The organism is Streptomyces sp. NPDC024632 (assembly GCF_055559175.1).
On sequence record NZ_JBVHLD010000021.1, the window covers coordinates 1 to 13,615 of the forward strand.

Annotated in this window: 9 protein-coding genes; 5 read left to right on the forward strand and 4 right to left on the reverse strand. The window is 72.5% G+C overall.

All coding sequences use genetic code 11. The annotated features are described in order from the left end of the window. The first annotated feature begins 411 nt into the window (after window positions 1-411). Together ACZ37P_RS32805 and ptsP are read left to right on the forward strand one after the other, a co-directional pair. On the forward strand, window positions 412-861 hold the full coding sequence (locus tag ACZ37P_RS32805) for a PTS sugar transporter subunit IIA (protein WP_355344104.1): 450 nt from the start codon (window positions 412-414) through the stop codon (window positions 859-861). A 90-nt stretch (window positions 862-951) separates the two neighbouring features. After that, entirely contained in the window at window positions 952-2,622 is a 1,671-nt protein-coding gene (gene ptsP, locus ACZ37P_RS32810) for a phosphoenolpyruvate--protein phosphotransferase (RefSeq protein WP_355344101.1), read from the forward strand. A 133-nt stretch (window positions 2,623-2,755) separates the two neighbouring features. Here ptsP and ACZ37P_RS32815 read toward each other — a convergent pair whose 3' ends face one another. Continuing rightward, the gene (locus tag ACZ37P_RS32815; protein WP_467350013.1) at window positions 2,756-3,739 is read right to left on the reverse strand and encodes a hypothetical protein; all 984 of its coding nucleotides are present in this window, start codon (window positions 3,737-3,739) and stop codon (window positions 2,756-2,758) included. Between the two features lie 38 nt (window positions 3,740-3,777). Next, a complete protein-coding gene (locus tag ACZ37P_RS32820) occupies window positions 3,778-5,085 on the reverse strand; it encodes an MFS transporter (protein ID WP_401724817.1) in 1,308 nt (435 codons plus the stop codon). Window positions 5,086-5,179: 94 nt separating this feature from the next. On the opposite strand from ACZ37P_RS32820, the gene ACZ37P_RS32825 reads away from it, so the two are divergent. Together ACZ37P_RS32825 and ACZ37P_RS32830 are read left to right on the forward strand one after the other, a co-directional pair. Beyond that, a complete protein-coding gene (locus tag ACZ37P_RS32825; protein WP_467350016.1) occupies window positions 5,180-6,508 on the forward strand; it encodes an aminotransferase class I/II-fold pyridoxal phosphate-dependent enzyme in 1,329 nt (442 codons plus the stop codon). A 118-nt stretch (window positions 6,509-6,626) separates the two neighbouring features. Next, window positions 6,627-8,222 carry a cellulose binding domain-containing protein gene (locus ACZ37P_RS32830; protein ID WP_401313889.1) on the forward strand — a complete coding sequence of 532 codons (1,596 nt, stop codon included), beginning with the start codon at window positions 6,627-6,629 and terminating at the stop codon, window positions 8,220-8,222. Window positions 8,223-8,262: 40 nt separating this feature from the next. Here ACZ37P_RS32830 and ACZ37P_RS32835 read toward each other — a convergent pair whose 3' ends face one another. After that, window positions 8,263-10,281 carry an acetoacetate--CoA ligase gene (locus tag ACZ37P_RS32835; RefSeq protein WP_467350019.1) on the reverse strand — a complete coding sequence of 673 codons (2,019 nt, stop codon included), beginning with the start codon at window positions 10,279-10,281 and terminating at the stop codon, window positions 8,263-8,265. Window positions 10,282-10,713: 432 nt separating this feature from the next. Between ACZ37P_RS32835 and ACZ37P_RS32840 the strand changes: the two genes are divergently transcribed. Continuing rightward, window positions 10,714-13,074: a glycoside hydrolase family 31 protein gene (locus tag ACZ37P_RS32840; protein ID WP_467350021.1), complete on the forward strand. Its 2,361-nt coding sequence runs from the start codon at window positions 10,714-10,716 to the stop codon at window positions 13,072-13,074. 11 nt (window positions 13,075-13,085) lie between these two features. Here the strand turns inward: ACZ37P_RS32840 and ACZ37P_RS32845 are convergent, their stop codons facing one another. Then, on the reverse strand, window positions 13,086-13,610 hold the full coding sequence (locus ACZ37P_RS32845) for an NUDIX domain-containing protein (protein ID WP_467350023.1): 525 nt from the start codon (window positions 13,608-13,610) through the stop codon (window positions 13,086-13,088). Between the last annotated feature and the right edge of the window lie 5 nt (window positions 13,611-13,615).

Here is a 13,615-nt window from a genome sequence, read left to right on the forward strand (position 1 = left end):
GACTTTTGGCACGCTGTTGAGTTCTCAAGGAACGGAAGCTTCCTTCAGACCGTTTCACCGGCCCTCCGGGCTTTCCCTTCGTCGTGTCTCCGACTTTAGCAGAAGCTATTCGGTCGGAATTACCAACCCCGTTCCGAGCACACACGTTTCCGCGGGTCTCGTCGAGGCGGTTGTGCCAACGTACTGGACTCCCCCGCTCGGAGCAAATCGACCGCGGCCGTTGCGGTCGCGGTGACAGTCACGGTGGCTGAGGGTGGCCGGATGACAGACTTCCGATCGGGAAGGGTCATCATGTGGTCGCTTCCGCTCGGGCGGAATCCATACTTGACATGACTTAGGCTGCTCTCGCGGCCTCGCCGTCCGGTGACAGGCAGTGACGGCGTCTTGAGCTCCGCATATAGGAGGCTTCCCATGACGACCGTTTCTTCTCCGCTGGCCGGACGGGCCATCGGGCTCGCGGCAGTGCCCGACCCCGTGTTCTCCGGCGCCATGGTGGGACCGGGTACGGCCATCGACCCCGTGCGCGAGTCGACGGTGGCGGTGTCCCCGGTGGACGGAGTCGTTGTTTCTCTGCACCCGCACGCGTTCGTCGTCGTGGACGACGAAGGGCACGGAGTACTGACGCACCTCGGCATCGACACCGTTCAGCTCAATGGCGAGGGATTCGAGTTGCTGGTGTCCAAGGGCGACACCGTCAGCCGCGGCCAGGAGGTCGTCCGGTGGAATCCGGCGGCCGTCGAGGAGGCCGGGAAGTCGCCGGTGTGCCCCGTGGTCGCGCTCGAGGCCACGGTGGAAGCGCTCGGCGAGGTCGCGGAGAGCGGCGAGATCGAAGCGGGCGGCACTCTCTTCACCTGGAAGTAGTCCCGCGCTCCGCCAGGAGTCAGGCCAGCGGGGGCACGCAACCTAAGCGGCGGCGTCATCGACCCGCCGCATCGACCGGAGACGGGTGAGATGGAGACAACGCTGCGAGGCGTCGGTGTCAGCCACGGTGTGGCGATCGGCGAGGTACGGCACATGGGCACCGCTGTTCTGGAGCCGCCCGCCAAGCAGATCCCGGCGGACGACGCTCCGCGCGAGCAGGGCCGGGCGCGGCAGGCCGTCGAGGCGGTGGCCGCCGATCTGACCGCGCGTGGACATCTCGCGGGCGGCGAGGCGCAGGCGGTGCTTGAGGCGCAGGCGCTGATGGCGCAGGACCCGGAGCTGCTGGCCGACGCCGAGCGCCGGATCGCGGTGGGGAGTACGGCCGAGCGCGCGGTGTACGACGCTTTCGCCTCCTACCGGGCGCTGTTGGCGGGCGCTGGTGAGTATCTGGCCGGTCGGGTCGCGGATCTGGACGACGTGCGGAACCGGATCGTCGCGCGGCTGCTGGGTGTGCCGATGCCAGGTGTGCCGGACAGCGACGAGCCGTATGTGCTGATCGCGCGTGATCTGGCGCCTGCGGACACGGCGCTGCTCGACCCTGCGTTGGTGCTCGGTTTCGTCACCGAGGAGGGCGGGCCGACCAGTCACAGCGCGATTCTGGCGCGGGCGCTCGGGGTGCCGGCCGTGGTGGCGCTGCCTGGTGCGGGTGAGCTGGCCGAGGGGACGCTGATCGCGGTCGACGGCAGCACCGGTGAGGTGTTCGTCGAGCCGGACCAGGAGAAGCGGACCGCGCTGTCCGAGGCGGCGGCGGCCCGGAAGGCGGCGCTGTCGGCGTCGTCGGGTCCTGGTGCGACGTCGGACGGGCACAAGGTGCCGTTGCTGGCGAATGTCGGCGGGCCGGCCGATGTGCCCGCGGCGGTGGCGGCGGGGGCGGAGGGCGTGGGTCTGTTCCGTACGGAGTTCCTGTTCCTGGACGACTCCTCGAAGGCGCCGACGGAGGACAAGCAGGTTCAGGCGTACCGCCAGGTGCTCGAGGCGTTCCCCGAGGGCCGGGTGGTGGTGCGCGTGCTCGACGCGGGCGCCGACAAGCCGCTGGAGTTCCTGACGCCCGCGGACGAGCCCAACCCGGCGCTGGGTGTGCGGGGGCTGCGGTCGCTGCTCGACCACCCGGAGGTGCTGCGGACGCAGCTCACCGCGCTGGCGAAGGCGTCGGAGGGGCTTCCGGTGTATCTGGAGGTCATGGCGCCGATGGTGGCGGACCGTCAGGACGCGAAGGCGTTCGCGGACGCGTGCCGTGCGGCGGGGCTGCGGGCGAAGTTCGGCGCGATGGTGGAGATTCCGTCGGCTGCGCTGCGGGCGCGGTCGATTCTCCAGGAGGTCGAGTTCCTGTCGCTCGGCACCAATGACCTGGCGCAGTACACCTTCGCGGCGGACCGGCAGGTCGGTGCGGTGTCGCGGCTTCAGGACCCGTGGCAGCCCGCGCTGCTCGACCTGGTGGCGGCGTCCGCGGACGCGGCTCGGGCCGAGGGCAAGAGCTGTGGTGTGTGCGGTGAGGCGGCGGCGGATCCGCTGCTCGCGTGTGTGCTGACGGGTCTGGGTGTCACCAGCCTTTCGATGGGTGCGGCGTCGATTCCTTATGTGCGGGCGACGTTGGCGAAGTACACGCTGGCGCAGTGCGAGCGTGCGGCTGCCGCGGCTCGGGCGACCGACAGCGCCGATGATGCGCGGCGGGCGGCGCAGGGCGTGCTGTCCGGCGAGTGAGCCGACGACGGCTACGACGGCGGTCGGGCCGGTTGGCGGAGGGCGTTCCACCCGTGCGGGGTGGGGCGCCCTCCGCCGTTTTGTCATCGGCCCGGTGTTCCGCGCTAGCCGGTCCCGTACTGCGGCCTCTCCCTCATGTGAGGGGTCCGAAGGGACCCGTCGGGCCGATGCGGTCGACGGGCGGTGGCGGCAGGGGGAGTCCCGCGCGGTAGACGACGCCGTGCTCGGGCGGTACGGGGTCGCCGGTGGCGGCGTCGGTGCAGTAGGCGTTGAAGACCTCCGCTTCGGTGAGCGGGTGGAGGTGGCCGTCGCGCAGGGACCAGCCGCGTACGGTGTCGGGCCGTTCGTCGTCGTGGGTGGTGCGCAGGACGACGCCTCCGGTCCGGCCGGTGGCGGTGCTGGCGGCCATGACGGTGCAGAGCACGAGGGCGTCGTTCTCCGCGAGTTCGATCGTGTCGTCGGTGTCGGCGTGTACGTGGACGGCGGCGAGCAGTGGGCCGTCGTCGGCGGGGAGGCTGCACACGACGTGGTGGGTGCCGGGGCCGACGGTCTCGATGAGGCGCAGCAGGGTGTCGGAGGCGCGGTCGAAGGCGCAGTGGGCGAGGTCCTGTCCGCAGTCGGGGCAGGTGCCGGCCCGGGTGAGGGCGTCGGTGGCGCTCTCCCAGGTGGCGCGGCGGTCGGCTTCGTGGGCGAGTTGGGCGCGCAGCAGGGTGAGGGACTGGCGGGTGTAGGCGATGGAGGGGCCCGCGGCGGTCGCCTCCGCGGTGTAGTGGGTGCGGGTGGTGGCGCTGTCCGGGGGCTGGCGGGTGGTGGTGCAGTAGTCGGCGTAGGCGTCGGGGTCGAAGAGTGTGACGGCGATGTGGTGGCCCTGGGCGTGCAGGTGGCGGAGGAAGGCGTCGACGGCGTGCAGATACTGTGCGTAGTTGTCGAAGGCGAAGCTGCGGTGGTCGGTCAGGGCCGCGAAGTCCTCGTCGTCCAGGAGCAGGGCGACGACGGTGGGGGCTTCGCGGCGCAGCGCCCTGCGGTGGGCCGCGCGGTGCCGGGGCGGGCGTTGTGCCTGGTCGGCGCGGGCGTGGCGGTTCTTGCGGTGGGTGGTGCGGTTCTTGGTGCTGGACATGCTTCCCCCTCGGTGTGGCACCGGGGTCCCGATGACCCCTAGTGCTCACTCACCGTAACCGGGGGCACTGACAACGGCGGTTCTGCGGCGGTCGGGTGCGGTCGGTCGAGGCGGCGCAGGACCAGGCGGCGTTGCAGGAGCGCTGCGGCGGCGAGTACGGCGCCGAGCGCGATCCAGCCGGTCGGTCCTGTGGCGATGACGACGGAGGTCATGAGCAGCGGGCCGACGCAGCGTGAGGTGGACTGGGCGAGGCCGTGCACGCCGACGTAGCTGCCCTGTGCGTCGTCGGGTGCGAGGGCGACGGACAGTTCCCAGGAGATGGCGGACTGGATCATCTCGACGACGGTGAAGGCGATGGCGGCGGCGAGGATCGCGGCGGTCGCGGCCCATCGCGTGTGGACGACGGCGACGGCCGTGGCGGCTCCGGAGAGCAGGAACCATACGGCGACCCGGCGCAGGGAGTCGGCGGCGACGCGTGGGGTCCTGCCGTGCCGGGAGAGCCGGACCTGGAAGGCGACCACGATGACGGTGTTGACGACGAAGATGGCGGCTGCGAGGCCGTGCGGGGCGTCGGTGCGGGTGATGATCCACAGCGGCATGCCGACGCTGAGCGCGCAGCCGTACAGGAACATCGCCGAGTCGAGGGCGGCGTAGAGGAGGTATCCGCGGTCCCGCCAGGGGTTCGAGGGGGCGCCGACTTCGCGGTGCGGGAGGGAGGTTGTGGCCGTGGTGGCGGTCGGGGCGGTGTGGGCGGCGACGGTTCTGCTGGCCGAGGGGGGTTCGGCGCAGCGGGCGACCAGGGCGGCGACGAGGACGAAGGACAGGGCGTCGCCGAGGAGCAGGCCGCGGTAGACCGCGCTGGTGCCGATGGCCAGGGCGGCGGAGGCGCCGAGGCCGCCGACGGTGTAGCCGACGTTGACGACGGTGCGCTGTACGGCCTGGTAGCGGGCGCGGTCGGGTCCCGCGACGCGGGCGGCGAAGAGTTTGGTGAGGACGGAGGCGGAGCGTTCGCCGAAGCTGCCGAGGGCGACCAGGGGCAGCAGTTGCCAGAAGCCGTGGGCGAGCAGGAGCAGCAGGCTGGAGGCGCCGCGCAGGAGTTGGACGGCGAACAGCACGCGGGTGAGCGGCACGCGGTCGGCCAGGCGGCCCGCGACGGGCGCGCCCGCGATGCCGGCGGCGCCGCCGAGGCCGAGCAGCAGTCCGGCCTGGCCGGTGCTGAGTCCGCCGATGAGGACGAAGTAGAGGGCGGTGACGGCGACCCAGAGTCCTGAGCCGGTCTTGTCGATGAGGTTGATCCAGAGCATCCGCCGCCCGTCCGGGCCTCCTGGTATCGGCGGTATCCGCATCGTGTCCGCTCCCCCTCGTCACCGGGTTCGTTCGCCGCTCGTCCGCCACGTACTCGCTTGCCGTACGGCTTTGTATTGGTACATACTCATGTATGTGGCAACACAATATGCGATCAGCGGTGCGACGGCCAGGGAGATTGCCGCGTCGGCCGAACGGGCGGTGACCGAAGGGCGGTTGCGCCCGGGGGACGCGCTGCCGCCGGTGCGGACGCTGGCGGACGGACTCGGCGTCAGTCCGGGGACGGTGGCGACGGCGTACAAGGAGCTGCGGCGGCGCGGGATCGTGGTGACGCGCGGGCGCGGCGGGACGGTGGTCGCGTCGGCGCCCTCGGTGGCCTCGCGGCGTCCGCCCCGGGTGCCAGAGGGGCTGCGGGATCTGGCGGGCGGCCATCCGGACCCGGCCTTCCTGCCGGATCTGGTGCCGCCGGGACGGCTGTCGCCCGGCGCGCGTTCGCACCGCGCCTCGCCCCGGCTGCCGCAGTTGGAGGAGCTGGCGCGGGCGTGGTTCCGCCGGGACGGGGTGCCCGACGGGCAGGTGACCTTCGCGCACGGCGCGCTGGACTGCGTCGCGCGGCTGCTGTCGGTGGAGCTGCGACCCGGCGACGCGGTGGCCGTCGAGGACCCCGGCTTCCACCATCTGCTCGATCTCGTACCGGCGTTGGGGCTGCGGACGCTCGCGGTGGCGGTGGACGACGAGGGGATGCGGCCGGAAGCGCTGCGGTCGGCGCTGCGGGCCGGCGCGCGGGCGGTGGTGCTGTGTCCGCGCGCGCAGAATCCGTACGGGTCGCGGGTGTCGGAGGCGCGCCGGGAGGAGTTGCTCGCGGTGCTGGCGGGGTCGCCCGAGGTGCTGGTCGTCGAGGACGACCACAGCGCGGACACGGCGGGCGGTCCGCTGCACTCGCTCACCACGGCGGGGGCGCGGGGTCCGGGGCGATGGGCGCAGATCCGTACGGTCTCCAAGCATCTGGGCACCGATCTGCGGTGGACAGCGATGGCCTGCGACCCCGTCACGCTCGCCCGGCACGACGGCCGGATGCTGCTGACGTCGGGCTGGGTCAGCCATGTGCTCCAGGAGACGGTGGTCCGGCTGATGACCGATCCGGCGACGGCGGAACGGGTCGCCGCGGCGGGGACGGCGTACACCGAGCGCCGCGAGGCGCTGATCGCGGCGCTCGCGGAGCACGGGATCACCGGGGCCGCGGTGAGCGGTCTGAATGTGTGGGTGCCGGTGCGCGACGAGGCCGCGGTCGTCAACGGCCTGCGATCGCAGGGCTGGTGGGTGGCGGGCGGGTCGCGGTTCCGGATCGGTGCGGGTCCGGGCGTACGGATCACCGTCGCGGACCTGCGGGTGCCGGAAGCGGCCGTGCTGGCCGCCGACTTCGGTCGCGTGCTCGCCGACTCCGCGAGCACGTACGGGGGTTGAGGCACCGCACCGTGACGGGGGTGGTCAGTGAGGTGCCAGCGGCGCTATTGACGGGGGCGGCGCCGGTCAAGTATCCAGATCCTGGGCGGCATTGGTACAGACCAAATGGGAGTCCGGCATGCGAAGATCCCTCACACTCCTCCTCGCGCTCTTCGGCACGCTCGTCCTGTTCCTCGTTCCTCCCGCCTCGGCGGCCGGCGGCGTCGGCGCGGCCTTCGCCAAGACCTCGGACTGGGGCAGCGGCTACCAGGCGCAGTACACGATCACCAACGGCAGCGGTTCCGCGATCAGTTCCTGGAAGGTCGAGTTCGACCTGGCCTCCGGCAGCAGCGTCGGCAGCTACTGGGACGCGCTGCTGACCCAGTCCGCCACGTCCGGCGGCACGCACTACACGTTCACCAACCGCGACTACAACGGGACGCTCGCGCCGGGCGCCTCGGCCGTCTTCGGCTGGGTGGGTTCGGGAACCGCCACCCCGGCCAACTGCAAGCTCAACGGGGCTTCTTGCGACGCGGGCGGCGGTGGCGGCGGTTCCGACACCACGCCTCCGACCGTGCCCGGCGGCGTCACCGTGGGCTCGCCGACCAGCTCCTCGCTGACGGTGAAGTGGAACGCCTCGACCGACAACTCCGGTTCCGTGGCCGGTTACGAGGTCTCACGCAACGGCGGCACGCCGGTCGCCGTGACCGGCACCTCGTACACCGCGACGGGTCTCGCGGCGTCCACCGCGTACTCCTTCCAGGTCCGCGCCAAGGACGCGGCGGGCAACTACTCGGCGTACAGCGCGGCCGTCAGCGGCGCCACGAGCGCGACCGGTGGCGGCGGGAATCCGAGCCCCGGCGTGATCCGTACCGCGCCGTACGTGGACATGGGCGCCTGGCCGACGCCGAGTCTCACGGCGATGTCCCAGGCGAGCGGCGTGAAGAGCTTCACGCTCGCCTTCGTGACCTCGGCGGGCTGCAAGGCGTCGTGGTTCAACGCCTATGACCCGCGCCAGGCGTGGGCGAAGGACCAGATCGACGCCATCAGGGCGGCCGGCGGGGACGTGAAGGTCTCCTTCGGCGGCGCGAGCGGCATCGAGCTGGCCCAGGCGTGCGGTTCGGCCAGTGCGCTGGCCACCGAGTACGGCGCCGTGGTCGACGCGTACAACCTGTCCTACGTCGACTTCGACATCGAGGGCTCGGCGGTCGCGGAACCCGCGTCGATCGCCCTGCGCTCACAGGCGTTGGCGCTGCTCCAGCAGTCCCACCCGAATCTGCGGATCTCGCTGACCCTGCCCGTGCTGCCCAACGGTCTCGACGCGAACGGGCTGAACGTGGTCACCTCCGCGAAGAACGCGGGCGTCAACCTGGACATGGTCAATGTGATGGCCATGGACTACTACCAGAGCGTCGACTACGGCGACGCGGCGGTCCAGGCCGCCAACAGCCTGTTCGGACAGCTCAAGCCCCTCTATCCGACCAAGTCCGACGCGCAGCTCTGGGCGATGGTCGGCGTGACGCCGATGCTCGGCCAGAACGACGACGGACACGTCTACGACCAGGCCGACGCCCGTCAGCTCGTCGCCTTCGCGCAGAGCAAGCACCTGGGCATGCTCTCGTTCTGGGAGGAGGGCCGGGACGCAAACGCGTGCACCGGCGCCACCTACAAGTGCACCAACATCTCGCAGACGCCGTACGAGTTCTCGAAGATCTTCGCGGCGTACACCGGATGACGGCGGCGCGGACGTGACCGTCGGCACCTGAAGTGACCTTCTACGAGCGGCCCTTCGCGCGTTCGGCGGCGAGCCGCTCGTAGAAGCGCAGCACCCCGAGGTCGTCCACCGAACCCGGGTTGACGGCCTTGTCGAGGGCGGTGCCCTGGAGGAGCCGTTTGACGGGGACCTCGATGCGCTTGCCGGTGAGGGTGTGGGGGACGCCGGGGACGGCGATGACCTCGTCGGGTACGTGGCGCGGCGAGAGCTGGGCGCGGATCGCGGTGCGGATCCGGTCGCGCAGCGCGTCGTTCAGTTCCGCGCCGTCGGCGAGCTGCACGAACAGCGGCATCCAGTAGCCGCCGTCGGGCTGTTCGATCCCGATGACCAGCGACTCGCGGATCTCCGGCAGGCGTTCGACGACCTCGTAGATGTCGGAGGAACCCATGCGGACGCCCTGGCGGTTGAGGGTGGAGTCGGAGCGGCCGTGGATGACGACCGTGCCGCGCGAGGTGAGGGTGATCCAGTCGCCGTGCCGCCACACGCCGGGGAACATCTCGAAGTAGCTCTCGCGGTAGCGGGCGCCGTCCGGGTCGTTCCAGAACCTGATGGGCATGGACGGCATGGGGTTGGTGACGACCAGCTCGCCGACCTCGTCGACGACCGGGCGGCCCTGCGCGTCCCACGCCTGCAAGTCGGTCCCCAGGCACGGCGCTTGGAGCTCACCGATGTGCACGGGGAGGGTGGGGACACCGCCCGCGAAGCAACTGCACACATCGGTGCCGCCGCTGACCGACGCGATCCACAGGTCTTCCTTGACCTCGTCGTGCAGCCAGCGGAAGCCGTCGGGCGGCAGCGGCGAGCCGGTGGTGGCCACGCACTTGACGGCCGACAGGTCGACGTCACGGCCGGGGTGGATGTCCGCCTTGCGGCAGGCGATCACATACGCGGCGGAGGTGCCGAAGACGGTGGTGCCGGTCTGTTCCGCCACCCGCCACTGGGCGGCGACGTCGGGGTAGCCGGGGCTGCCGTCGTAGAGCACGACGGTGGAACCGGCCAGGAGCCCGGAGACCAGGAAATTCCACATCATCCAGCCGGTGGAGGTGTACCAGAAGAAGCGGTCGTCCGGGCCGAGGTCAAGGTGGAGGCCGGTCTGCTTGAGGTGTTCGAGCAGGATGCCGCCCTGGGACTGCACGATGGCCTTGGGCAGTCCCGTGGTGCCGGAGGAGTAGAGCACCCACAGCGGGTGGTCGAAGGGCACGGCCTCGTACGCGGGCGCGGTGTCATCGGCGGTCAGATCCGCCCAGTCCAGGGCGCCTTCGGGGGCGGGCGTGCCGAGCAGCGGGATGTGCACGGTGGCGCGCAACGAGGGCAGCCCTGCGCGCAGTTCGGTGACGACGTCGGTCCGTTCGTGCCGCTTGCCGCCGTAGCGGTAGCCGTCCACGGTGAACAGCACGACGGGCTCGACCTGTTGGAAGCGGTCGAGGACGCTGCGGGCACCGAAGTCCGGGGCGCAGGAGGTCCATACGCCGCCGACGGCCGCGGTGGCGAGCAGCGCGACGACGGCCTGCGGGATGTTGGGGAGGTAGCCGCTGACGCGGTCGCCGGGGGTGACGCCGAGGCGGCGCAGGGCCGCGGCGAGCGAGGCGACCTGGAGGCTGAGTTCGGCCCAGCTCACCGTGCCGGTCTCATGGCTCTCGTCCAGGTGCAGCAGGGCGGGGGTGTCCGCGCGGGCCGGGTCGAGGGCCGGGCGCAGCGCGTGCTCCGCGTAGTTGAGGGTCCCGCCGGGGAACCAGCGGGCGCCGGGCATCGAGGCGTCGGCGAGCACCGTCTCGTACGGGGTGCTGAAGCGGACGTCGTACCACTCGGTGATCGCGCGCCAGAAGGCGTCGGGGTCGCGGACCGACCAGGCGTGCAGCGCGTGGTAGCTCGCGGCGGGGTCGCCGGGCACGGCTGCCGGGGCGCCGTACCGCTCGGCCGTCCAGTCCTGGAACCGGGTCACCTGCGCGCGGGCGATCCGCTCGGGTCCCGGCGTCCACAGGGGCTCCGGGCTGTCGGCGGGCTCGGGCGTGGTGCTCATATGGGCGGCTCCCCGGACGGTACGCGTCGTCGCGTATCTGCGGCTGGTCCCCTGCGGGCGGAATGTCCCGCCCCGGGCCTGGGCAGGACGATGCCATGTGATCGTCTTCGGCGCCAGGGCGGGGTGGCCCACGGGTCGCGCGGCGGGGGTCGGCGGGGGCTCTGACGAGGGGTTCCGAGGGGGTGGTCCGGGCGGCGGGGCGGCGACGGGGTGGCTCTGTTTCCGGCTCCCGCCGGGGTTCCCGCCAAGATCCCTGGGAAGATCACTCACCGGGCCCGCGCGGGCCCGGCCCCGCCGCCGGGAGGGCACGGGCGCGGGGTGCGGTCCGGGTCGGCGGCGCCGGCGACCGGCGCGGGTCGCGCACCGCCCCCTCCAGGTGAACGGTGGCTGAACGAGCGGCGCGACCGGCGGTTTCGATGGAAGGGTGGGGGCATGGACGCTCGGGACCTGCTGCGGTCGGTGCGGACGGCGGGTTCCGCCGAGGGCCGGCGTGCCACACGCTCGGCCTGGCGGCGGCAGCGCACGGACGCGCGGGATCTGCCGCGGCGCGGCGCCGAGCGCGCCCGGGTGCCGGGCGCCGCGCAGGAGGTGGAGCCGCTGCCCGGCGGCGGCCGGGTGCGGTTCGCGCGCTCCGTGCTGCGGGTACGGGTGGCGATCGGCGGCGCTGTCTTCTGCGGCTGGGACGGCGCGGATCCCGACCCGTCGTACGCGCTGGCCGGCGGGCGGCCCGAGGCGGATCTGCGGGCGATCCTCGAACCGGACAAGGACGGCTGGCGGGTGGTGTCCGAGCGCGTCACCGTCCTGGTGTCGCGGCACGGCGCGGTGGAGATCCGCACGCCCGGCGGCGTGCTGCTGCGCAGGGAGCTGCCGCCGCGCTGGTGGGAGCCGACCGGCGGTGAGCCGGGGGTGGGCGCGCGCTGGGTGCAGCGCTCGGAGACCCCGGCCGACGCGCGGGTGTACGGGCTCGGCGGTCGGGCCGTGGGACCGCGGCTGCCCGCGGGCGGCTACCGGCTGTGGAACACCGACCCCGACGGCTCCTTCGAGCCGGGCGACGACCCGCTGTACATCACCATGCCGGTGCAGCTCGTGGTCGCCGACGCGGGCTGCCACCTGGTCTTCCACGACAACACGTGGGACGGCAGGGTGACGCTGCGGGACGGTGAGGAGGGCGCGGGCTCGGGCCACGACCGGCCGGGCGGCTGCGAGCTGCGGATGGACGGCGGGCCGCTGCGCTACTGGGTGATCACCGGTACACCGTCGCGGGTGCTCAACGGCTGGACGGCGCTGACCGGCAGGCCCGCGCTGCCGCCGAGCTGGGCGCTGGGCCACCACCACTCGCGCTGGGGCTTCGGCAGCGAGCGGGAGGTGCGGCGGGTCGTGGCGGGCTACCGCGAGCGGGAACTGCCCCTGTCGGTGCTGCATCTGGACATCGACCACTTCGACGGCCACCAGGTCTTCACCGTCGACAAGGGCCGGTTTCCCGATCTGCCCGGTCTGGCCGCGGAGTTGGCCGAGTCCGGGATCCGGATGGTGTCGATCGTGGACCCGGCGGTGAAGGCGGAGCCCGGTGTGGCGGTCTACGACAGCGGCACCGAGGAAGGCGCGTTCGTGCGGGACGCGCGGGGCCGGGAGGTCAACGGCGTGGTCTGGCCGGGCGATGCGGCCTTCCCCGACTTCACCGACCCCCAGGTGCGGGCGTGGTGGGGCCGGTTGTACGCCGAGCGCCTCGATCAGGGCTTCTCCGGGGTCTGGCACGACATGAACGAGCCGGTGTCCTTCGTGTCCTTCGGCGAGAACACCCTGCCGCGCTCGGCGCGGCACTCTTTGGAGGGCCGAGGCGGCGACCACCGCGAGGCGCACAATGTGTACGGCCTGACGATGGCCCGCGCGGGCTACGAAGGGCTGCGCGAACTGCGCCCCGAACAGCGGCCGTTCCTCTTCTCGCGCTCCGGCTGGGCGGGCATGCAACGGTACGGCGGCACCTGGTCGGGCGATGTGGCGACCGGCTGGCCGGGGCTGCGCGCGTCCCTGTCGCTGGTCCTCGGGCTCGGCCTGTGCGGGGTGCCGTACTCGGGCCCCGACGTGGGCGGCTTCACCGGTTCACCGTCGCCCGAGCTGTATCTGCGCTGGTTCCAACTCGCCGCGTATCTGCCGTTCTTCCGCACCCATTCGGCGATCGACGCGGGGCGGCGCGAGCCGTGGGAGTTCGGCCCCGAGGTGCTGGAGCACGCGCGGGCCGCGCTGACCGAGCGGGTGCGGCTGCTGCCGTATCTGGAGTCGCTGGCGCACGTCGCGCACCGCACCGGCGCCCCGTACGTCCGCCCGCTGTGGTGGAACGCGCCGGGTGACCGGGCGTTGCGCGAGTGCGGTGACGCTTTCCTGCTGGGCGACGCGCTGTTGGTGGCTCCGGTGCTCGAACCGGGTTCGCTGACGCGGGCGATACGGCTGCCGCGCGGCCTGTGGTACGACACCGCGACCGGTACCGCGCACCGCGGGCCCGGTCAGGTGCTGCTCGACGCGCCGCTGGGCCGGATTCCGGTACTGGCTCGGGCGGGTGCGATCGTGCCGGTGGCCGGGGCGGACGGCGAGGTCGAACTGGAGGTGTGGGCACCGCGACTCGGCCGTACCGGGAGCGGTGTCGTCTTCAGCGGCGACCCGGAGGGCTGGGGCACGGCGCGGATGGAACGGTTCACCTCTCGGTGGGCGGACGGCGAGGTCGTGGTGGAGCGGGACGGCGCGGACGCCGGGGAGCCGGTCGGCTACCGGGTGCGGGTGCGCGGCACGGCGTCGTAGGGGCCGACCGGTTACCGGGTGTGCGGCGGCGTGTCGTAAGCGCCGTCGAACCAGCGGCGGGCGGCCAGGGTGTGCAGGGGGAAGCCCAACTCGGCCGGGCGCGGCAGGATCTGGTGCCCGTCGGTCTCGTCGGTCGGTACGGACGGCGGCAGTTCGGCCGCGTCGCGCTCCGGCAGCAGGCCGAACAGCAGCAGATATCCGCCGTCCTCGTCGGTGAGCGCGTCGGCGAGGGTGACGTCCGCCGCCGAGGCAAGGATGCCGGTCTCCTCCGACAGCTCCCGGACGACGGCCTGTTCCCAGCTCTCGCCGAAGTCGATGAAGCCTCCGGGCAGGGCGAGTCGGCCCAGGCGCGGCTCGATCGTCCGGCGGATCACGACGAGCCCCGTGCCGTCGGTGTGCCGTACCGGGAGCAGGGCGACGGCGACGGGCAGCGGGTTGCGGTAGCTGACGGCCCCGCAGTTCCCGCAGGTGCGCGGCCATCCGGGGTCGGCGCCGAAGGGCGCGCCGCATGACGAGCAGTGAGAGTCCTTGGCCACGGCGG